Consider the following 22,939-nt stretch of genomic DNA (forward strand, 5'->3'; position numbering starts at 1 on the left):
GGATTTTTGTGGAAGATCAGAAAAAGGAGAAAGTAAATGAAACAAAAGAAGGACATACTATAGGAACGACAATAGATACATTAAGAATGAAAAAAAGATCCAAATCAAATAATATGATTTATATTGTAAATAAATTTTTAGGATAATTAAGATAGGTATGCAAGTAAAATGGCTAGTATAAATTAAGTTGTATACTAGCTATTTTTTATATTAATTTGAATTTGTTGCAATAATACTACTTAAAATCATACCTAAAACAATAAAAAATAAGCCTAAAAGACCTAGGAGTGAAGGCTTAGAACCATTAAGTAAAAAGATTTCACCAAGTATGCTAAATATTACTTCACCAGATTGAGTAGCTTCTATAATTGCTAATTTAGAAGGATCATTTTTAACTAATTCCGTAGCTTTAAAGAAAAATATTGTGGCAATTACACCAGAAAAAATTGCTACTATTAGCGATTGAGTAATTTGATTGGTATTCGGGGATCCTGCTTTTAGGTATCCTAAAAAAGAAATAATTAACCAAAAAGGTATGCTACATAATGTCATTCCAAATATTCTTTCTATAGTTGTTAATGTATCTTTACATAGTTCCATCATTTTTCTATTTCCTAAAGGATATGCAAAAGCTGCTATAAGTATAGGAAGTATTGAAAGAAAAGTTTTAGATATATTAAGCTTAGTAGCTTGTTCATATTGTATTAGAAAAACACCAAATAAAATAATACAAGACATTAATAAGCTTTTTAAAGGTAAATTTCTTTTAAAAATAGGGGTTAGAAGTATACCGGCTATAATAGTTATTTGCCAACAACCAGCAACAAGCCATGATTCTCCGTATATTGAGGCAAATGTAAGAGGAGCATAGAATAATCCAAAACCAACAGTACTCCATAGAAACCAAGGGAGTAAATTTTGTCTAATGGAATTTATAACCCGTTTTGTACCTTTTTGATTTAAAACAATTATGAATAATAGTGGTAACATAAAGAAAAATCTTAAAGCTGAACTCCACATCCAGTTCCCACCAGATAAATTCATACTTCGATTAAGTATAAATGTAAAGGCGAAAAACATAGAAGCGATTATTCCATAAAATAAAGCTTTTTTCATAATAATATAAACTCCTTTGAATAACTTTAGTTTTTAAGTATAATAAATTATATAATATATTAGATGAATGTTCAATATATTAAACAAAAATAAAATATATTGAACATATTTTGTGGGAGGAAGTATGGAAGAATTAAATTTAATTATAGGTAATAATTTAAGTGCTATTAGAAATAAAAGAAAATTAAGTTTAGATGAGGTTGCCAATCTAACAGGAGTAAGTAAAGCTATGCTTGCTCAAATAGAAAAAGGAAAATCTAATCCAACTGTATCTACATTGTGGAAAATTTCTACTGGTTTGAAGGTACCATTTTCTTCTTTTATGGAGAAAGAAAAAATTAATTATAAGGTAGTTGATTCTTCTAAAATAACTCCTATTTCCGAAGAAAATAACAAAATGAAGATTTATCCTATTTTTCCCTTTGATATAAAAAATAATTTTGAAATATTGAAAATTGATTTAGAAAAAGAATGTATACATTCATCAGAAAAACATGCTGAGGGAGTAGAAGAGTATATAATAGTAACAGAGGGAACATTGAAAATGAATTTTGAAAGTGAAAGTGTTATTTTAAAAAAAGAAACCTGTATCAAATTTGATGCAAATATAATGCATACATATGAAAATATAGGAGATGAAAAATGTACTTTCCAAAATATTATAGTTTATAAAAAATAAACTTTATAATGAGTATTCTATTTTTTAGTGGGATTAAAAATGTAGTAGTTTTTACTATTACATTTTTATATATAAAATAATAAAAGATTAAAGTAAATATAAATTATAATTTTATATACAATGAGGAGAATAAGAATATGTTAGAAAATTATAAGTGTATGAATAAGGAAAATATATATGTTTTTTATATGGAAAAAGATAAGTGTTTTGTAGAAGAAACTTTAGAAAAAGTAATTAAAGCATATGAAGAATTATCAGATTATTTTGAAATTAAAAAGGGAAGTTTTAATATAAAAGTAATTTTAGCATGTAATAGAAAAGAATATGAAAATTTAGTTTTAAATATTTTAAAAGTAAACATAGAAATACCATCAAGAAAAAGTAGAATTGCACAGCCACAAGAAGAATATTTAGTATTATTATCTCCTAATGTATATGAAGAAGATTCTATATATAAGTATGATCAAAAAGAGTATGAAAGATTAATTTACCATGAAACTACACATATGTTTGAGGAATATTTATGTAAAGATATGGAGAATTCCTCTCTTTGGTTTGGAGAGGGACTAGCAGTATATCTATCACAACAATGGAAATATGAAAAGGAATTTAGAAAAACTGTAGAAGAAAATGTTAAAAATTGTGTAATCCCTAACTTAAGAGATATAGATAAAAATAGGATATTTGCTTATGAATGGGGATGGACTCTTATCAAATATATAGAAGAAAAGTATGGCAAAAATACTATAAATAAAATTGTAAGAAACTATGAAAATGGTGATGTGTTTGGATATATGAAAGTTAATATGGAGTTATTAGAAAAGCAATGGAAAAGGTGGGTACTTAATGAAAAGAATATAAAATAAGGGGATGGCATTTTGGAGGAAAGAGATAAACTTGAAAGCTTATTAAACAAAGCATTTATAAGTTTTGATCAAAAAAATTACATAGAGGCAGAGAAGTTATATTGTAAAGTTTTAATAAGTGCAAAGGATAGATTTAATGAGCTATATAAACAAGCATTATATGGATTAGGATTTACTAAAACTCTATCAAAACAATACAAAAAAGCTAGAGAATGTTATTTTAAATTATTATCATATGCAATAGAGGAAGAAAATAAAGAAGATGAAAGTATATTGTATCATCAGTTATGTATGGTAGAGAGGGAAGCAGGCAATTATGACATAGCATTGCAATATCTAAAAAAAGAATATGATCTAATTTTAAAAGTTTTTAAGGATAAAAACATGTATTTATCTGCAAATTATTATGAAAATGGATATATAAATCTTTTAAAGGGTGATTGCAATAAGGCTAAAGTATTATTAGAAAAATCACTATATTATGCAGAGAAATCAGAAGATAAGGTATGTATAGCATGTGCTTTTAGGGGGTTAGGTGAAGTATATATATCTAAAAAAGAAACAAATAAAGCACTAGAATATTTGAATAAAAGTGAAGAAGTATTTAAGTATTTAGGTGATGATATTGGAGCAAGAGAGGTAGAAGGGTTAAAGGAGAAATTAGTATAAAATTTCATTTAAATTTAGTCAGGGGGAAGAGGATGAATAAAGCGTTGAATGTATTATTAAATTGTGAATATGAAAAGAAAATAATATCTGAAGGTGATAATTTTCCAAGAGTAAATATAAATAAATACAATTTAAAAGAAGTATGTGTTTTATTACATAATGATATATTCATAGAAGAGATAAAAAACTATTTTAGATGGAGTGATAAAGATATAAATATGAGGTTATCTTTGTTACTACAAGAGGAATTAATAAAAAAAGAAAAAAATAAATTTATACTTAATTGTATGATTATATCTATAGAGGAATCTAAGAAACTTATAGAAGAATCTGAAAAGCTCGTGGATATAGCAGTAGAATTAATAAAATCGAAGTTAGAGGATATTAAAAGCTGTACCTATAAGCTTAAATGTTTTAATAATTTTAAGTTTGAAGATATATCATTATTTATTTTAAGTGATGTGATTTTAGATTGTATACAAATAGATAATGTAGAGGAACTATTTCTTAAATCTAAAAGAACCAAAAGAAATAATATGAATTATTATTTTTCTTTGCAGGAAAAAGGCAAAAATAGTATAAAAGAGGCTTTGAATATATATGGAAATATATTTAAATATTATGGAGATATTGCTTTTGGGTTATATGGGAATGAAAGAATGAACAGTATAAATTTTTATACAATTGAGGAAAAAAAGATAAAAGAGTATTTTGGTGAAAGTTACTTTTGTAATGATAATGAGACTAAGGAGTTTCTTTTAAAAGAATTTTTAAAAATCGCTAAAGATAGAGGATACAACTGTAACTCTGAAATTATAAATGGATTTAACAGATTAAATTTATTGAAAGATAAAGATATAGTAATCCCTATTTTAACTAAAAAAGAATTTTTTATGTTAAATAATATTGCAGATATTATTAGGGATGAGTATATTAAAATATTCGAAAACAATAAAAAAATTCTTTATGAAAGCTATAAAGAATCTAATTATTTTTATGAGATATCTTTTGAAGAGTATTTTATATGGTGGTATCATATTTATTATTCTATGGTAACAGATAAACTTATAGAAAAAGAGATTATTAAAAAATCCAGTATTAAAAATTTTAGTTATATAGTTATATAGATTATATTAAGTAATTATCTAGACCACTATAGTCCTCATCCAAATAATTATAATTCAAAAATAGGGTAGGTATTATAAATACTTGCCCTATTTTTATGTTTTAAAATATGATAATATAATTATGTTAATAAAGTTTGAATATTCAGTAAATGAGTGAAAGATATTAAAAAAATGGGATTGGAGAGATAAACTTTGACAAAAAATAAAAGAAGTATCAAAGATAATATTTTTTATTTAATTAAAAATGCATGGAAGTGGGATAAAAAAGCTTTTATGTATTTTGGGTTATTTACTATAGTAGTTTCTATAGAACCATTCATATCAATATTTATACCTAAATTTTTAATTGATGAATTAACAGGGCAGAAAAGGATATTAAATTTAATAGCTATACTTTTAACTTTTTTTATTATATCTTCTATTGTAAATTATATGTCTACTTATTTGGAAGGTGCTTATTTTCCCAGAATGATAGGAATAAGATTTAATTTCACGCATAAACTGCAAGAAAAATGTATGACGATGGATTTTAAATATACGGAAGATCCTAAAGTATTAAATGATATTCAAACGGCATACAGAGCGGTACAAAATAATCAAGAGGGTATAGAAGGTGTATTACATAAACTTTTTGCAATTTTTGGAGAAAGTATCGCATTTTTTGGATATGTTGCTATAGTTTTTACATTGAATCCTTTGATATTATTATATCTATTATTAAATGTTATATTTATATACTATTTAACTACAAGGGCAAAGAAATATGAATATAGTAGAGCAGATCAGGTTTCAGAAATAGAGAGAAAAAGTTATTATATTTATGATGTTATGAGTAATTTTGCATATGGTAAGGATATACGAATTTTTAATTTAAGCAACTGGCTACAGAATAAACTTAGAGTTTTTCAAAATTCTAGTCTTAAAATTCAGAAGGACATTAAATATAAATATTTTGGAGTTTCAGTATTAGATGTATTCCTTCTTTTACTTAGGGAAGGTGTGGTATATGCATATTTAATTTATATGGTGTTAAAGGGATCTTTAAGTATAGGATCATTTACTATGTACTTTACAACAATTGCTGGATTTGCAGGATGGATGCAAAAAGTTTTAGATGATATAGCACATATAAATGCACAAAACTTATATATAAATGATTTTAGAAATTTATTAGAATTTGATAATGAGAAAGAGAAAAAGCAATTTAGAAACATTCCAAAAGCTGATACTTATGAAATAGAATTTAAAAATGTATCTTTTAAATATCCTAATAGTGAAAAATATATTTATAAGAATCTATCTTTGAAAGTAAAAAAAGGACAAAGACTAGCACTTGTAGGGGTAAATGGTGCAGGTAAAACCACTTTTGTAAAACTAATAACTAGACTTTATGAACCTACAGAAGGTGAAATTTTATTAAATGGAATTAACATCTTAGAGTTTAATAAAGAGGAGTACTATAAATTATTCTCTGTAGAATTTCAAGAAATAAAAATGCTTGCATTTTCTATAGCAGAGAATGTGGCACTTATTGCAAAATCTAAGATAGATAAAAATATGGTAAACCAATGTATTGAAAAATCCGGGTTAAAAGAAAAAATAGACTCTTTAGAAAATGGAATTGATACATCTCTATTAAAAGTATTAGATTCTAATGGAATAGAACTTTCAGGTGGAGAAAATCAAAAATTAGCTTTAGCAAGAGCATTATATAAAAATGGTTCTATTGTAATATTAGATGAACCTACTGCAGCACTTGATCCTCTTGCAGAATATAATTTGTATAAAGGTTTTAATGATATGATTGGTGATAAAACAGCAATATATATTTCTCATAGATTATCAAGTACCCGTTTTTGCGATGGTATAGCCTTTTTAGAAAATGGTGAAATTAAGGAATATGGTACTCATGAGGAGCTTTTAAATCAAGGTGGAGCGTATTCAGAAATGTTTAATATTCAAGCTTCTTATTATAAAGAAAAATCTTTAGAAATGGAGGAAGCTTAAATGAAAAATAAAAGTATTGCTCAATTGAAGAAAAATATTAAAATCTCAAGATATATTTTAAAGTTAGCACATGGTATTTCTAAAACGTATATTCCTACATTAGTTATTTCCTCTATATTTAAAGCTATAACTCCATTTATTAATATAATTATGCCTAAATTTATTATAGATGAATTAATGGGACAGAAGAGAATAAAAATATTTATAGCATTAGTCTTAGTAACTATAATTGCTAATTTTACTTTAAATCTTATTAATTCATGGTTTGATACTTTAATAGAAATAAAGAACATTGAAATTTTAAATGGATTTGATATGTTAATTGGGAAAAAAATAATGGAAATGGAATTCCAAAACATAGAAGATCCAGAAGTATTAGATTTGAAAGAACGGGTAAGGTTAGCTCTTAGAACACAAGGAATTATAGGTAGAATGATAAATGCAGCTGTTAGTATATTTACTCAGATTATTTCCTTAATAGGATTAATTGCGGTAATTGCTAGTTTAGATTTATATATAGTTTTATTCATAATAGTTATTGTAATTATTACTTCTTTTATATATCAAAAATCGCAAAAGGCTCAGTATGAATTCCATAAATCCTTAATGCCTTTAAATAGAGGATATCTATATTATTCTAATATAACAACAGATTTTTCTATGGGTAAGGATGTAAGATTATACAATATATGTCCTCTTATTATGGATAAAGTAAGAAGTTTTAATAAGGATTCCGTAGAACAATTTGTTAAACTATTTAAAATTATGGGTAGATATAATGGAACAAATGAAGTAGGATTACAAGTACAAATGTTTGGTATTTATGCTTATATGACATATAAAGTGTGTATAGGAACTATAGGAATTGGATCATTTACCATGTATGTAGCTTCTGCTAATAATTTTAGTGCTACAGTATCTAAATTTGTAAGAAGTTTTATAGAATTAAGTCAAATGTGTAGATATTTAGAGGATTACATAAGTCTTGAACAGATTAAATCGAATAAAACAGGAAAAGGAAAATCCCTTAAAAATACAGAACAATGCACTGTTGAATTTAAAAATGTAAGTTTTAAATATCCTAGATGTGATGAATACACTTTAAAAAATGTTTCAATAACTATTAAGCAAGGTGAAAAACTTTCAGTAGTAGGTTCAAATGGAGCAGGTAAAACTACATTTATAAAATTACTTACTAGACTTTATGAGCCTACAGATGGAGAAATTTTATTAAATGGTATAAATATAAAAGAATATAACTATGATGAATATATGAAATTGTTATCTGTAGTTTTTCAAGATTTTAAATTATTCGCATTTACTGTAAAGGAAAATATAGTTCTTAATAATGAGGAAGAAAATAATGATAGAGGTATAGAAAATTCATTGAAACAATCGGGATTAGAAAAAGATATTTTAAAAATGCCAGAGGGGATAGATACGCATATATATAAAATATTTGAAGAGAATGGAATAGAATTTTCAGGTGGACAATCACAAAAATTAGCTATTTCAAGAGCAGTATATAAAGATGCGCCAATAGTTGTTTTAGATGAACCTACAGCAGCATTAGATCCAATTGCAGAATCTGAAATATATAGTAGATTCAATGAGCTTATAGGAAATAAAACTGCAATATATATTTCTCACAGGTTATCTAGTTGTAAATTCTGTGATAAAATAGCTGTATTCCATAAAGGAGAAATTATTCAATATGGAACTCATGAGGAATTAATAAAAGATAGTGATAATCAATATGAGAAGATGTATAATGCACAAGCACAATATTATGTATAAATAATTAAAGGTTTACAATTGTTGATGTATAATATATAATGTGAATGTAAAATTAAACTAAAAATTGAATATAAAGATTTAATTTCATAGCACTATGCTATGAGAGAGGTTCAGTAAGACCATCCCTCTATAAAAAACTAGGCAATTTTAATAAATGTTTTCAAAAATTTAGTATTAGTAATTGTTAAGGTCACTATTTTTAGTGACCTTTTATTTTTACTATGTAAAATTGAAGTTTTAGGAGTAGGAGAACCTACTCCTTTTTTATTTTTAGAAAAGGGGTTTTGAATATGAAAAAAAGAAATGTAATTATAGATTGTGATCCAGGGATAGATGATTCACTAGCTTTAATGCTTGCTTTATCTAGTGAGGAGTTAAATATTATAGGAATAACAATTGTATCAGGAAATGTTCATGTAAATAAAGGTGTAAAGAATGCCTTAAAGGTTTTAAGACTAATGAATAGATTAGATATTCCCATTTACATAGGAGAAGGAAATCCACTTCAGCGAGAGTTAGTGGTAGCAGAGGATACTCATGGTGAAGATGGATTAGGGGAAACATTTATAGAAGAAGTTGAAGGCGGAAGTGTTAAAAAAGGTGCTAAGAATTTTATTTTAGATGCTGTAATAGAAAATAAAGATGTTTCTATAATTGCTCTAGGACCTTTAACAAATCTTGCAGAAGCTTTACAAGAAAATCCTAAAGTTTTTAATAAGATAGAAGAAATAGTTTCAATGGGAGGAGCTTTTAAAAGTCATGGGAACTGTTCTCCAGTTGCAGAGTTTAATTATTGGGTAGATCCTCATAGTGTTAGATATATTATGAAACATTCAAGGGTACCTTTTCACATGGTTGGATTAGATGTTACAAGAGAATGTGTTTTAACACCTAATTATATAGAACTCTTAAGACAATTTAATGATGAAAAGGCTGATTTTATAGTTGAAATTACTAGGTTTTATGTGGATTTTCATTGGCAGCAAGAAAGAACTTTAGGATGTGTTATAAATGATCCATTGGCGGTTTTATATTTTATAAATAGAGAAGTATGTAATGGATTTAAAGCCTACATGGATATAGTAACAGAGGGAATTGCTATGGGACAAACAATTGTAGATAGTAAAAACTTTTATAAAAAGAAAGCTAATTGTAAAGTTTTAACTAAAGTCAATTCTAAGTTTTTTATGAAAGAGTTTTTAAAAAGAATATTTAGAGATAAAAAGGAAGATATAGATTTAATATTAGAAAATGAAGTGTATACAAGAATATAAAGTTTTGTTAAAAAGTTATAAAAACATAGATTTGAAGATCATAAGCTTACTATATTTAAATATATGGTGAGAAATAAAATGGAAATAGTCTTCAAAAATAATAAAGATATTAAAAGAATAAAAAATGTTTATATAACTTAATAGAAGCAAATATATAACAGAAGAAAGGATGAAAGGGAAAATATGAAGATTACGAAAACTTTAAAAATATCAATGGTAGGAATGGGAATTGCACTTAATATAGTTGGAGCTTTTATAGCCTTAAATTTAAGATTACCAATATATTTAGATTCTATAGGAACTATATTAATTAGCTTCTTGTTAGGACCTACTTTTGGAATTATAACAGGACTTTTAGGTAGTATAGTTAGTGGAATAACCTTTGATATATATTCCTTATGGTTTGCACCTGTTCAAATATTTACAGGATTTTTATTTGGATTTATGTATAAAAATAATTATTTAAAGGGTAAAAAGTTATTCTTTTCAGTATTAGTAGCTAATATTTTTATTAGTTTTGTAGGTGCCATTATAGCAGGAATTTTATTTGGAGGATTTACTTCATCTGGATCAAGTTATATAGTATTGCTTTTAAGAAAATTAGGATTAGGTACTATTGCAAGTGCATTTATAGTCCAGTTTATTACTGATTATTTGGATAAACTTTTAGCTACAATTTTAGATAAAAAAATTGTTTATATACTTTCTAAGAAATATAATAATTCAGAGAGAATGTTTTAATAATAGTGTTTTAGTCATAAAGTATAAATTTAATATATAAGTAACTGTTCTGCAAAAAGAGAAGTTTTCTTTAAAGTAGAACAGTTTTTTATTGAAATAACACAAGTATTATACAAAGTATAGTATAATAGGCATAATATGTTACGAAATTTTTCGAAGAGGTAGATAAAAATTAGTAAGAGAATTTTTATAAATTAAAGAATCCAAACAGTTTTTAATTGATATTTTTAAGGTAAATAATGAAGAAAGGATAGATAAAGTTATGCGAGTTAATGTAGACACAGTTAATGATTATTTAAGTGGAAAAGATCTAAATAATTATTCTAATCAATGGATTTTTAAGTCTATTGAAAAAGATAAATATCTTATTGAAAAGGTATCAGAAAATAAAAGAGATACAATAAAGAAAATAACGTATTTACTACAAAAAGAACTTGTAAATTTTAAACCATATAATATTGAAATTTGGAATTTAATATTTCCAAGATGGGAAAGTATTATAAACAGTTCTTTAGTATATTTAGTGGTTGGATGTCCTAATCCTTATGATGCAATGACTAGGGTTTCACCTAAAGGGGAAGAAGCAATAATAATTGATATTAATAGAATGTTAAGTTATGTTAATAAGGGAGAAGAAGTTATAGATATAATTAAGAATTTGTTTACCCATGAATATGCACATACTTGTATACATTGTAAATATCCACCTTTAAATAGTACTGAAGATTTAGAAAATATTCAGTACTTATGTTTTGATGAGGGTATAGCACATTTCTTGTCCTTTGATAAAGATATAAAGACTGTGCAATGGCATAGTAATGTTATGAAAGATAGAAAGAAAAATGCTTATAATATGCTTAAAGTGGCAATTACTCAAAAACAAGATAATAAGGAAATACTTGAAAAAGCAAATTCAGGACCATTTTGGGAAAAGTTTGGTGCAATATCAGGTTTATTTACTATTTCAGATGCATTTGTAGAAAGTAAATATAATTATGATTCTATAGTAGAGTTATATAATAGAGGGCCTAAAGAGTTTTTAATTGATATTTTTAAGGTAAATAATGAAGAAAAGGATAGATAAGATTATGGCATATAAGATATGTAAAGCCCAGGCAGAAGAATGGGCGAGATATTATTGTATTTATAGAGTAAGTAATTTTAATGAATGGTTTTCACTAAGTTTTCAGGAGGAAGTTGATAAATATAAAAGATCAGAATTTTGTTATTGGATAGTAGATAATGATAATGTAAAAATAGGAGGAGCTTTTATAAAACCTAATATGATTAAATGTATTTTTGTTATACCTCCTTATGATAAAAAGAAAAATTTAATTGATACTATAGTTTTGTATGCTCAATCCATAAGTGATAAAAATAGAGGTATTATAGTTCCAGATGTTGAGTTAGAAGACATTGAACATTTCAAAAGGTATAGTTTTAAGTTAGATAGAATACAAAAACTTATGATTTGTCCTACGAAAAAAATTCAAGTAACTTGGAAAGAAAATTTTAAAGTTTTAACTCCAAAAATACAAAATAGAGAAAAAATCGCTGAGCTTTTTTACGAATCATATAGTAATGGAAATTTTGAATATAATGCAGATACAAGTTATGATTCACAATTAGCTGGTGTACAAGTTTATTTTAATCATATAAGAAGAAATAATGTTCCTAGTGAATGGTCAACCTTAGTTTATGATACTAAAAGTGAGAAGTTGGTTGGTGCTTGCATGGTAGGATTAGTCAATGGATTGCCGTATATCATTGATTTTGTTGTACATAGTGAGTTCCAAGGACAAAAGATTGGAACAAAAATCATGGAAAGAACATTGAATATGTTCTTTAATAAATATCCCTATATTAGGCTAAATTTAATTGTAGGAAACGATGCAGAAAGTTTTTATAACAAGTTAGGATTTATTGGTTTAGCTAAAAAGGCTTATATGATTAATTAAAATGAATAAGGTTTTGCTAAAAACAAATAATAATATTTAGAAATACTTTTAGGAGGAATTCTTATGGATTTTAAAGAAAGCAAAACTTTTGAAAATTTAATGAGAGCATTTGCAGGAGAAAGTCAGGCAAGAAATAGATATACGCTTGCAGCTGAAACAGCCAAAAGAGAAGGCTATCATGTTATCGAAGGTATATTTAATTATACTGCTAATCAAGAAAAAGGTCATGCCGAACAATTTGTTAAGTTACTTAGAAAAGGTGGAGTAAATAATGTAAATATTTGTGCAGGGTATCCTGTAGATTTAAAAGATAATACTCTTGATTTATTAAAAGATGCTGCTCATAATGAACAAGAAGAATCAGATAATATATATGTTAATTTTAGTGAGGTAGCAAAACAAGAAGGGTTCCAAAGAGAAGCATTTGTTTTTGCTGAAATAGCTAAAGTTGAAAAAATTCACAGTGAAAGATTTAAAAGGTTAGCTCAAGATCTTGAAAACAACACTATGTTTAGTAAACCTACAGAAATTAAGTGGATGTGCAGTCAATGTGGATATATAATAACAGGAAAAGAAGCGCCAAAACTATGTCCAGTATGTGAATACCCTCAGAAATATTTTATGCCATTTTCAGAAACACTAGCATCAAATCAAAATTAGTAACGCGAGAATTAAAGAATTTAATTATGCAAAAGGAAGACTATTTCTAAAAATTTCTTAGAAATAGTCTTTTTTATTAAGATAAAATTTAAAAATTAGTTATGTTTTTTTATCCATACATTTCCAATAAGTTTATCAGCCAGTAGAGGTGTTAGGGCTAGTACCAACAATAGAATTATAGAAAGTGGTTTTATAAAAGAAATTATTCCTATAAGTATACTATAAGCACCCATTATAACAAAATAAGTTTTTTGAAATTTATAGAATTTAGAATCAGATTCTGATAGATTTTTATTATTGTTTTCTGGGTTAAGCTGGATTCCTACCTTAGCTTCTAATACTCCAAGAACAATTATTAAGATACTGAGTAGTTTTTGAAAAATCATATTGTTTCTCCTTTTTAGTAGATGAATTTCAATTTTTACATTAGTATCATAATATCAAAAGTTTAATGGTTAATTCAAAGTTTTATAAGAAAGTTTACATAAATATTGCAATTATTTTTTATCTTTAGACACTCGAATAAAGATATACTTTGACAAGAAAATTCTTATAATTTATTATAAAAATAAAGATACAAGGATTATAAGAGTTTAATTTAACTTTAGATCAAGTAATAATCTAAAACTTTTAGTAAATTCATATGGGAGTGGAAATGATATGAGGAACTTATTCGAAAAAACAACTATAGGCAATATGAAAATCAAAAATCGTTTTATGAGAAGTGCAACATGGGGGAATATGGCTACTAAGACAGGGCATATGACAGAGGAACTTTATAAGGTATATGAAGAGTTAGCAAAAGGGGAAGTTGGACTTATAATCACAGGATATGCAAATGTTGTAAGGGAAGAACAACCTAATCCAGGTATGATAGGTATATATGAAGATTCCTTTATTGAAGAATATAAAAAGTTAACAAGTTTAGTACATAAATATGATTCTAAAATTGTACTTCAAGTAGCTTATGGAGGAACTAAAACAAAGTTTAATGTGGGGGAAAGAATTATTTTTGCTCCAAGTGATGTGGAAGAGAGAGGTACAGGAACTAAAGGAAAAGAAATGACAAAGGATGATATAAATTATATAGTAGAAGCCTTTGGAGAATCTGCAAGAAGAGCTAAAGAATCAGGCTTTGATGGAATTGAGATTCATGGGGCTCATACTTATTTAATAAATCAATTTTTAAGTCCTTATTATAATAGAAGATGTGATGAATACGGTGGATCACTTGAAAATAGAATGAGATTTCTAAAGGAAATTTACTATAAAATGAGAGAAAAAGTAGGAGAGGATTATCCTATTTTAGTTAAACTTACAGCTACAGACTTTTTTGAAGGTGGTTTAACCTTTGAAGAAACAAGAGTTATCTGCAAAGAGATGGAGAAAATAGGTATTGATGCAATAGAACTTTCAGGAAACGTTCATGGTAAGGCTAAGGGAATGGTTGGAGAAAAGTTTGATAATATTGAAATTAAAGAAGAGGGATATTTCTTAGGTTATGGAGAAATAGTAGCAAAAGAAGTAAATGTACCAATAATAACTGTTGGGGGATTTACTAACTTAGATAGGATAGAATCAATTTTAAATAATACAGATATAGAATACTTTGCAATATCAAGACCATTGCTTGCAGAACCACATCTAATTAGAAGATGGAAAGAAGGAGATGTATCTCCGGCTAAATGTATTAGATGTTCAAAGTGTAGAACACCAGAAGGAAATCATTGTGTAGTTTTTAAAGAAAGTATTTAGTTAAATTTTCTTATGAAAAATAGATAGTTTTATGATAAAATTAAAAGATAATGCGTAAAAGGGAGTATGCTAATTAATATAATAGCTTTAAAAAGATAAAATATACTTGAGATCATAAAAAATATATTAAGAGATATTGAGTTAGCATAATCACATCATAAAATAGGAGTGAAAACATGAGAAAAGGAAAAGAATACGAATTTAATATAGAAGGAACTGCATTTCCAGGTATGGGAACTACAGAAGTAGATGGAGTTAGAGTTCTTGTAAAAGGAGCATTTCCAGGACAAAAAGTTATAGGAAAGGTAAGCAAAAAAAGTAGTAGTAGAATAGAAGCTAAACTTTATAAGGTACTAGAAGATGCACCTTATAAAATTGAACCAAAGTGTCCTGTAACTAATCTTTGTGGTGGATGTACAGCTCAAGACGTACCATATGAAAAGCAATTAGACTTAAAAAAAGAACAACTTTTACAGTTATTTAATAGAGCAGGATTTAATGATTTCGAATTCCTTGGTGTAGAAGGAAGTCCAGAGGTTTTTGAATATAGAAATAAAATGGAATTCACTTTTGGAGACATGGAAAAGGGCGGAGAACTAACATTAGGAATGCATGTTAAAAATAGAGGATTTTCTATTGTAAGTACAGATTCCTGTATGATTATGGATGAAGATTTTAGAAAGCTTCAGTCTTTAACAATGAATTATTTTAGAGAAAAAGGACTTACTTATTATAAAGTAATGAAAAGAGAAGGATACTTAAGACATTTTGTTTTACGAAAGGGAACTAATACAGGAGAGATATTAGTAAATTTAGTTACAACTTCTCAAATAGACTTTGACCTATCAGAATACTTAGAGTTAATTCAAAAGCAAAGTTATAAAGGTGAAATCAAAGGAATAATTCATACAATTAATGATTCTTTAAGTGATGCTGTTATTCCAGAAAAGGTAGAACTTTTATACGGAAGACCATATATTTATGATGAGTTGTTAGGATTAAAATTTAAAATAAATCCTTTTGCATTTTTCCAAACAAATACAAAAGGTGCAGAAGAATTATATAGCATAGTAAGAGATTTCATAGACAATACAGAAGATAAGGTAGTGTTTGACTTATATTGTGGAACAGGAACAATTGGTCAAATAGTTGCTCCAAAAGCTAAAAAAGTAATAGGAATAGAACTTATAGAAGAAGCGGTTGAGGCAGCAAAAGAAAATGCAAAATTAAACAATCTAGAAAACTGTGAATTTATAGCTGGAGATGTAGCAAAAACAATTGGTGCAGTTAAAGAAAAACCAGATACAATAATCTTAGATCCACCAAGACCAGGGGTTCATCCAGTAGCTCTAGAATATGTAGTGAAATTTGATCCTAAAAATATAATTTATGTGTCATGTAATCCAAAGACATTAGTGGAAGATTTGAAATACTTAACAGAGCAAGGTTATAAGTTAGAGAAAGTAAAGGGAAAGGATATGTTCCCACATACACCACATTTAGAAACAGTTGTTAAACTTACAAGAACCAAAGGGACGAAGTAAGTTTAATACAACTATCCATGCAAGGCTTTCCCATGAAAAGGAGTTGGAGACGAACTTTGAATGGCGGAAAGCTACTGCTAGAAACTGTGGTTTAACTAAGTAATACCAACGTTTTAAAAACATTTAATATATAAAATTTTAATAATTACTACGAATTTGCTACCAATGATATTTAGTTGGTAGCAAATTTATTTTTTACTACTAATTTTTAAAATATATCTATTGTATTATTTTGAATCTTTTCTGTTACATGAGAATATGTGTCCATAGCGTTGGTAATATAGAAACCTATAAGGGTGGGGGTACTTATAGACGAATTTTTCATACAAAAGGTTTGTGGTAGATGAGATAGTTCTTTAGAAAAGGGAATGATTATGTAAATGTTTAATACAGAGTGAATTTGCATAGATTGGTATAAAAAATAAACATAAGGATTATAAAAAACACTTAAGGTTTACCATGAAGAGATTAAAAAAGATAACTATAATTATAAAGGTATAAAAGGTAAATAAAAAAATAGAAAAATCATTAGTAAAAGAAGTACATAAAAAATTGATTGTAATGAAGGAACTTTTCAAAGTGAGCCTGTAATTAATGTTTATGAAAGTGGACATATAAAATTAAAGATTAATGATGATGAGATTACTGTAAAAAAGTAGATGAATATGTAACTATAGATTCAGTTCTAAAGGATGCATATAAAGAGGATGTTTTAAAAAATAGGAATATGATTGGAAAGTTTCCAGTGTTTAAAGTTGGAGAAAATACTATAGGGTTTAGTGGAAATGTTAGTAAGGTGGAAGTTAGGATTAATGAGGTTTGGGTATAGAAATATAAACAAAAATAAAATTACTTTTATTTGAACTATTTCTACTAATGAATTAAAATAGAGATATAATTAAGAAGCTAGGAAGGTGAACTAATGAAGCCTACGAATTATGAAGATTTAATAATGAAAAGAGCAATGGATCTTTTTGCGGAGGAAGGACTAAAATTCTTTGGTATAAACAAAAAAGTTAAGGAACTTGGACCGACAGAGTTAGTAGTTTTAGAAACTAAAAATATGTTTATGGACTATACTTTCCTAATGGAAGATGATACTTTTATACATTTTGAGTTTCAAACAACTAATAAAGGAAAAATAGATTTAAGAAGATTTAGAGCCTATGAAGCATTATTAAGCCATCAAACAGGAAAAGATGTAGTTACATATATTGTTTATTCAGGTAACATAAAAAATCCAGGAAATACTTTAGAAACTGGAATAAGTGAATTTAAGGTTAATACAATATCTATGGCTAGTAAAGATGGAGATAAAATATATAATGATATTGTAGAAAAAATAAAATCTGGAAAAGAAATTACAAAAGAAGATGTAATATCTTTAACATTTACGCCTATTATGGGTGGAAATATAAGTAAAGTAGATAAAATACTTAATGTTATAGATATAGTAAAGGATGTAAATGAAGATTATAAGTATGACGTGGAATCAATACTATATGCTTTTGCAAATAAATTTTTAAGTGGAAAAGATCTGGAAAAAGTAAAGGAGGAATTAAGAATGACTGAACTTGGTAAAAGTTTAATACAAGAAGGAATAGAAAAAGGAATAAAGAAAAAAACTTTAGATGTAGTTAAAAAAGCAATAAAAAAAGGTTTAGATAATGAAACGATAAAAGAATTAACAGATTTAGATATTGAAAAAATTCAATTAATAAGAGATACAATAGAATAAGTAAATACAGTTAGTAGGTTACTTATATAAGATAACGATAAATAGTAATTTATAAAACTATTTTACGAAAGAATGAATTTTTTAATGGAGGTAGCAAAATGATGATACAAACTGAACGATTGGAACTTATACCCTTAACCGTTAATCAGTTGAAATTATGGATTGAAGATATTCCTAAACTCGAAAAAGAATTAGACTGTTACTATAAGGCAGAAGAAATGAAAGGATTTTTTCTTAAAATAGTAAAGGGACAGTATGAAATAACACGAAAAGATCCTAATAATTATCTATGGCATAGCTTTTTTTTCTTAATTCGCAAAGAGGATAGGGTTGTAGTAGGTTCAGCGGATTTTAAAGATGTTCCTAATGAAAATGGAGAAGTTGAGATTGGTTATGGTTTAGGTAAAGAGTTTGAGCACAACGGTTATATGACAGAATCGGTAAAAACAATGTGTGAGTGGGCATTAAAACAAAATGGTGTTACAAGTGTAATTGCTGAAACTGATTTAGATGGTTTTGCATCTCAAAGAATTCTTGAGAGATGCGGATTCAAAAATTACAAACAAGAAGAAACCATATGGTGGAGATTGTAGTCAGTGGATAACTCCAAATTCCAATTTATAGGTTTATTAGCATAATAAGTTATATGTAATATTTTGGCATTATGATTAAATTAGCAAGGTTATATTAAATGTATAACTTTGCTTTTTTCATACCCAAATTTAAATGATTGGAGGTGATAGAGTGATATGCATATACGATAAGAAAACCACAAAAGGCAATTTTGAAACTAATGGTCTTGGAGTTTTAGACGAAGTTATAAGCTGCTTTATTACAGAAGAACTTAATGGAGATTATGAGTTAGAACTTGAGTATTCAGCTAAGGGAAGAAGAGCAAAATATCTTGAAGAATGGAACATAATTAAAGCAGATGGACAGCTTTTTAGAATTTATAGAGTTGAAAAGATAAGTAAAGAAATTAAGATAATAAAGGTGTGGGCAAAGCATATCTTCTATGATCTTCTGTATTACTTTATTGAAGATAGTAGAGCTGTAAATTGCAGTATAAAAACTGCTATGGAAAAAGCTCTACCTGGAGATGTTAGTACTATATACAAAGTAGATAGCAATATTATTTTAGCTAATACCATTTACTTTGTTCAAACTAATCCTGTGGAAGCTATGTTTGGAATAATTAAAAGGTGGAAATGTGGAGAAATTAAAAGAGATAATTTTGATATAAAAATTCTAAAGAAAATAGGAAAAGATTCAGGAGTTTTAATAGCTCAAGGTAAAAATATTTTAGGAATTAAATTTAATTCTGATACAAAGGATGTTGTTACAAAGCTTTATCCAGTAGGTTACAATGGAATAAAACTTACTGAAAAATATATAAATATACCTAATTGGAATAGTGATAAATATCCACCTTTTCCTATAGTTAAAAAGATTCAATTCAAAGAAGCTGAGGATGAAGTAACCTTGAGAGCTATGGCAAAAGAAAGTATAAAAACCATAGGTCTTAGCAAAATAAATATTGAAGTAGATTTTATAGAACTTAGTAAAACTAAAGAATACGAAAATTATAAACATCTACAAAAAGTTAATGTAGGAGATAGAGTTATTGTAAGATACAAAGATTTTGATATAGATATTAAAGTTCCAGTTATAAAAATAAGGAAGGATGTACTTAGAGGATTAAACGCAAAAGTAGAACTAGGGCAACCTAAAGATAATATTTTAAATAAAATGGATACTTCTGAAATTAAAACAACTGTAGATGAACTTGGAAACAAAGTAGCAGAAACACTAACATCAATGCTTTATTATGCAAATCCAGTAGAGTTTACAGTTGGTACAAGCAAAATACAACCAGTATATTTAGGGATATCTGCAGTAGCATCAACAAATCTTTCAATGAATCTTTCATTATATTGTATAGCAAATGAAGAATGTACACTAACAATTCAAATTCAACTAGATGGAGAAGACATCACTTTTACACCAAAGCAAAAACTTTTAAAAGGAGATAATGTTGTAGGAATACCTATAGGAATACCGCAAGTTAAATGTGGTGCTCACTATTTAGGTGTTTTTTTATGCGTTGATACAGGAAGTATGAAAATACCAAAGTTTAATTTGCAATGTATGGTGGATGGAAGAAATCTTCAGGGTGGACTAAGTTCAGAGCCACCACATGCAGAAGTTAAAGAGTATCAATCACTTGTTAATATTCGTGGTTTGTATTTTGAAAAATTACAAGTAGTAAATAAGTTTATAACTTTTAAAAAACCTATACCAGTGATATTTGGTGAAGGTATGACGTTAAATAATCATTTATTTAGTAATAAAGAAATTACAACAAATTATAATATAAGCTTTAAATAAAAAATTCCTACCTAAGTACATGTATTAAAAGTTTTATACAGAAGGGGATGATAATTTGGGTTTTAGAGAAAGTATATCATACAGTAAAGATTTTTTAACAGGTAGAAAGATTGAAAAAGTAAAGAATAAATTAATAATGTCCGTTCAAGGAATAGCTACAGTAAAACTTTATGACGATTTAACTGGAAAGCAAGTTTATGAGGCAAAAAGTGAAAATAGAATTACAGCAGTACTTGCAAATATAGCTTTTTTAGATGAATTTTATTACCCAATGCTTGATAATAAACAGGAGAGATTACTTGAGGATATATTTAAAACTTATCCTTTTAGGGTTTTAGCTCTAACCACAGGAGATATAGAAGAAAATCCATATGATTATTTTACATGGGGAAGTTTAATAGGTTATGCTGATGCGTGGTACACATATAGTGGAGATTCAGAATTTAGGGGAACTATAAATAAGGGGGAATGGTCAAGAGAGAATAAAGATGGAAAAGGAATAAAACACTTTGTCTTTGATTTCCCAACTCATGCTGCTAATGGAACATTTAAAAGTATTTATTGGACAGGAGGACAAGCGGATAGAAGTGAGGCACAAAAGCCTAGAATGAATTGTACTTATAAAAAGAGAACTATAGTGGGGGACTGTCGCTCAGCATTTTATTATAATATATGTACAGATAAAAAAAATATTTATACTTTAGAGCCAAATAAGACTATAGTTAATGTATATGATAAATTTACTATTGAGAAGAAAAGTAATATAAATCTTAAATGCGAAGTAAAAGCTATAGATCATGATGGAGAATATTTTTGGATACTTATAAAAGATGGTTCGTTTAAAAAGTTAGATGAGAGTTTTAATATAATAGAAAGTTATACTAAAAGTCCTAAAGTTCCAGATAATCTAGTTTATAATGTTCAATATTATGATATAGCTGTTACAGAAAGTAATTTATATATAACCTATAATGGATGTATTAATAGAAATGAAAACAGCAAAGATTATCGAAGTTGTGTAGCTATGTATGATAAGGATGGTACATTTGTTAAAAAGGTTGAAGTTTATACTGGAATTAGTAGCAGATTATTTATTACTAGAATTCCTAATAATAAGTTATATGCGATAGTTAATGATAATAGAGGAATACAGTTAAATAGTAATCTAGATATTTATGGTAGTACAAGTCTTACTTCAACGTGGTATTACAGTATAAGTTGGGATTTTGATACTCAAACTTTATTTGCTTATAATGATTATAGTAGTGGAAGTATAGATGAATACTATATAGTTCCAGCTTCAGCGCATACGCTTCTCCCAGAATCAGTAACAAAAACGCCAGTAAATACAATGAAAATTCAATATGATTTTACCTGTGATTATGTTAATCCATTAGACATGCCTGCTCATTAACTTGGGTGGGCTTTAATTATGTAACAAGGAGGTTTTGACAATGAAAAATGTTATTAAAACTATACAAATGATATTTGCATCTATAGGTGGATGGCTTGGATGGATACTTGGAGGAGCAGATGGATTTTTATATGCACTTATAGCTTTTGTTGTTATTGATTATTTAACTGGAATTATGGCTTCAATTCTTGAACAAAAGTTATCTAGTGAAGTTGGATTTAGAGGAATATTTAAAAAAATACTTATCTTTGTTTTAGTAGGAGTAGCAAATATAATTGATTCTTATCTTATAGGCAGTGGTAACGCAATTCGTACCACTGTTATATTTTTTTATATCTCAAATGAAGGCATAAGTATTCTAGAAAATGCTACAAGAATAGGACTTCCAGTACCAGATAAATTAAAAAATATTTTAGAGCAATTAAAGGAGGAAAATAGAAATAGGTAGATTATGTTTTGATTATAGACATGGAGGAGTAGATAGTGGTGCATGTTATAAAGAAAGAAAAGAAAGTAATGATGTATTAAGTGTGGGCAAGGCTGTAGCAGAAGAAGTTAGGAGACATGGGGTTACTGTTGATGAAACAAGAACTAGTGATGTTACAGTAAGTCTTAATGATAGAAGTAACTTTGGAAATAGAAATAGTTATGATTATTTTATATCTTTTCATAGAAATGCTTTTAAACCAGAAAAAGCTAGAGGAGCTGAAACTTACACTTATTTAAGTACAAGTACAAAAGCTAAAACACTAGCTGAAAAAATACAAGCTGGACTTGTAGGTATTGGGTTTGTTAATAGGGAGTAAAGACTGCTAATTATCATGTACTAAGAGAAACTAGATGCCCAGCAGTTTTAATTGAGATGGGATTTATTGATAGTACAAATGATAATAATTTATTTGATGGAAAAAGAAATGAAATTATTATAGAAATAGCTAAAGCTATATTATTTCAGTTAGGCATAGGATATAAAGAAAATAAATCCAATGAAGCAATAGCTCTGCAAAAGCAGCAAGCCTCAATTGGACAAACTCTTTATAGGGTTATGGTAGGTTCTTATGTGGTAAAGGAAAATGCAGAAAAACAAGTGCAGAAACTAAAGTCAGCAGGTTTTGATGCTTGTATTATGATTTTAAATAAGTACGTTCATAACTCTAAAAACCTTGACTTCTATCAGTTTTAGAGTGATATATAGTAGTACAAATT

Annotated in this window: 22 protein-coding genes, 1 pseudogene and 1 riboswitch; of the genes and pseudogenes, 21 read left to right on the plus strand and 2 right to left on the minus strand. The window is 27.1% G+C overall.

Annotation, left to right across the window (positions count from 1 at the left end):
* Positions 1 to 8 precede the first annotated feature (8 nt).
* Positions 9 to 146, plus strand: coding sequence for a hypothetical protein (locus tag QOZ93_RS08070; protein WP_162630403.1), 138 nt, complete (start codon positions 9 to 11; stop codon positions 144 to 146).
* A 64-nt stretch (positions 147 to 210) separates the two neighbouring features.
* On the opposite strand, the gene QOZ93_RS08075 is transcribed toward QOZ93_RS08070, so the two are convergent.
* Positions 211 to 1,116 (minus strand): DMT family transporter, encoded by a 906-nt coding sequence (locus QOZ93_RS08075; protein WP_307355801.1) that lies wholly within the window; start codon positions 1,114 to 1,116, stop codon positions 211 to 213.
* A gap of 124 nt (positions 1,117 to 1,240) precedes the next feature.
* On the opposite strand from QOZ93_RS08075, the gene QOZ93_RS08080 reads away from it, so the two are divergent.
* The 11 genes from QOZ93_RS08080 (at position 1,241) to rbr (ending at position 12,894) form a co-directional block, all read left to right on the plus strand.
* Positions 1,241 to 1,795 carry a helix-turn-helix domain-containing protein gene (locus QOZ93_RS08080; RefSeq protein ID WP_111943343.1) on the plus strand — a complete coding sequence of 185 codons (555 nt, stop codon included), beginning with the start codon at positions 1,241 to 1,243 and terminating at the stop codon, positions 1,793 to 1,795.
* A 137-nt stretch (positions 1,796 to 1,932) separates the two neighbouring features.
* Entirely contained in the window at positions 1,933 to 2,661 is a 729-nt protein-coding gene (locus QOZ93_RS08085) for a hypothetical protein (protein ID WP_307355802.1), read from the plus strand.
* 12 nt (positions 2,662 to 2,673) lie between these two features.
* The gene (locus QOZ93_RS08090; protein WP_307355804.1) at positions 2,674 to 3,330 is read left to right on the plus strand and encodes a tetratricopeptide repeat protein; all 657 of its coding nucleotides are present in this window, start codon (positions 2,674 to 2,676) and stop codon (positions 3,328 to 3,330) included.
* Positions 3,331 to 3,362: 32 nt separating this feature from the next.
* Positions 3,363 to 4,457: a hypothetical protein gene (locus QOZ93_RS08095; RefSeq protein ID WP_307355805.1), complete on the plus strand. Its 1,095-nt coding sequence runs from the start codon at positions 3,363 to 3,365 to the stop codon at positions 4,455 to 4,457.
* A 192-nt stretch (positions 4,458 to 4,649) separates the two neighbouring features.
* On the plus strand, positions 4,650 to 6,464 hold the full coding sequence (locus tag QOZ93_RS08100) for an ABC transporter ATP-binding protein (RefSeq protein WP_307355806.1): 1,815 nt from the start codon (positions 4,650 to 4,652) through the stop codon (positions 6,462 to 6,464).
* Positions 6,465 to 8,261: an ABC transporter ATP-binding protein gene (locus tag QOZ93_RS08105; RefSeq protein WP_307355807.1), complete on the plus strand. Its 1,797-nt coding sequence runs from the start codon at positions 6,465 to 6,467 to the stop codon at positions 8,259 to 8,261.
* Between the two features lie 99 nt (positions 8,262 to 8,360).
* Positions 8,361 to 8,408: riboswitch (PreQ1 riboswitch) on the plus strand.
* A gap of 143 nt (positions 8,409 to 8,551) precedes the next feature.
* Complete coding sequence (locus QOZ93_RS08110; RefSeq protein ID WP_307355808.1) at positions 8,552 to 9,535, plus strand: nucleoside hydrolase; 984 nt, start codon at positions 8,552 to 8,554, stop codon at positions 9,533 to 9,535.
* Between the two features lie 183 nt (positions 9,536 to 9,718).
* Entirely contained in the window at positions 9,719 to 10,276 is a 558-nt protein-coding gene (locus tag QOZ93_RS08115) for an ECF transporter S component (RefSeq protein ID WP_307355809.1), read from the plus strand.
* A 262-nt stretch (positions 10,277 to 10,538) separates the two neighbouring features.
* Positions 10,539 to 11,360, plus strand: a complete 822-nt coding sequence (locus QOZ93_RS08120) for a hypothetical protein (RefSeq protein ID WP_307355810.1) — start codon at positions 10,539 to 10,541, stop codon at positions 11,358 to 11,360.
* On the plus strand, positions 11,341 to 12,234 hold the full coding sequence (locus tag QOZ93_RS08125; protein WP_307355811.1) for a GNAT family N-acetyltransferase: 894 nt from the start codon (positions 11,341 to 11,343) through the stop codon (positions 12,232 to 12,234). The genes QOZ93_RS08120 and QOZ93_RS08125 overlap by 20 nt, the downstream gene beginning before the upstream one ends.
* A 63-nt stretch (positions 12,235 to 12,297) precedes the next feature.
* Positions 12,298 to 12,894 (plus strand): rubrerythrin, encoded by a 597-nt coding sequence (rbr, locus tag QOZ93_RS08130; protein WP_307355812.1) that lies wholly within the window; start codon positions 12,298 to 12,300, stop codon positions 12,892 to 12,894.
* Positions 12,895 to 12,989: 95 nt separating this feature from the next.
* On the opposite strand, the gene QOZ93_RS08135 is transcribed toward rbr, so the two are convergent.
* Positions 12,990 to 13,280 (minus strand): hypothetical protein, encoded by a 291-nt coding sequence (locus tag QOZ93_RS08135; RefSeq protein ID WP_307355813.1) that lies wholly within the window; start codon positions 13,278 to 13,280, stop codon positions 12,990 to 12,992.
* A gap of 274 nt (positions 13,281 to 13,554) precedes the next feature.
* Between QOZ93_RS08135 and QOZ93_RS08140 the strand changes: the two genes are divergently transcribed.
* The 9 genes and pseudogenes from QOZ93_RS08140 (at position 13,555) to QOZ93_RS08180 (ending at position 22,916) form a co-directional block, all read left to right on the plus strand.
* Positions 13,555 to 14,649 (plus strand): NADH:flavin oxidoreductase, encoded by a 1,095-nt coding sequence (locus QOZ93_RS08140; protein WP_307355814.1) that lies wholly within the window; start codon positions 13,555 to 13,557, stop codon positions 14,647 to 14,649.
* A 176-nt stretch (positions 14,650 to 14,825) separates the two neighbouring features.
* The gene (gene rlmD / locus QOZ93_RS08145) at positions 14,826 to 16,193 is read left to right on the plus strand and encodes a 23S rRNA (uracil(1939)-C(5))-methyltransferase RlmD (protein WP_307355816.1); all 1,368 of its coding nucleotides are present in this window, start codon (positions 14,826 to 14,828) and stop codon (positions 16,191 to 16,193) included.
* Positions 16,194 to 16,920: 727 nt separating this feature from the next.
* The gene (locus tag QOZ93_RS08150) at positions 16,921 to 17,022 is read left to right on the plus strand and encodes a phage tail protein (RefSeq protein ID WP_307355817.1); all 102 of its coding nucleotides are present in this window, start codon (positions 16,921 to 16,923) and stop codon (positions 17,020 to 17,022) included.
* A 93-nt stretch (positions 17,023 to 17,115) separates the two neighbouring features.
* On the plus strand, positions 17,116 to 17,931 hold the full coding sequence (locus QOZ93_RS08155; protein WP_307355818.1) for a hypothetical protein: 816 nt from the start codon (positions 17,116 to 17,118) through the stop codon (positions 17,929 to 17,931).
* Between the two features lie 98 nt (positions 17,932 to 18,029).
* Positions 18,030 to 18,524, plus strand: coding sequence for a GNAT family N-acetyltransferase (locus QOZ93_RS08160; RefSeq protein WP_307355819.1), 495 nt, complete (start codon positions 18,030 to 18,032; stop codon positions 18,522 to 18,524).
* Positions 18,525 to 18,675: 151 nt separating this feature from the next.
* Positions 18,676 to 20,319, plus strand: a complete 1,644-nt coding sequence (locus tag QOZ93_RS08165) for a phage tail spike protein (protein WP_307355821.1) — start codon at positions 18,676 to 18,678, stop codon at positions 20,317 to 20,319.
* A gap of 55 nt (positions 20,320 to 20,374) precedes the next feature.
* Complete coding sequence (locus tag QOZ93_RS08170; RefSeq protein WP_307355822.1) at positions 20,375 to 21,733, plus strand: hypothetical protein; 1,359 nt, start codon at positions 20,375 to 20,377, stop codon at positions 21,731 to 21,733.
* 40 nt (positions 21,734 to 21,773) lie between these two features.
* A complete protein-coding gene (locus QOZ93_RS08175) occupies positions 21,774 to 22,181 on the plus strand; it encodes a phage holin family protein (protein WP_307355824.1) in 408 nt (135 codons plus the stop codon).
* Positions 22,174 to 22,916 (plus strand): annotated as a pseudogene (locus tag QOZ93_RS08180) (N-acetylmuramoyl-L-alanine amidase). Before QOZ93_RS08175 ends, QOZ93_RS08180 begins: the two are co-directional and overlap by 8 nt.
* Positions 22,917 to 22,939 lie beyond the last annotated feature (23 nt).

The sequence above is a fragment of the Hathewaya limosa genome, from assembly GCF_030815255.1.
Classification (GTDB): Bacteria; Bacillota; Clostridia; order Clostridiales; family Clostridiaceae; genus Hathewaya; species Hathewaya limosa.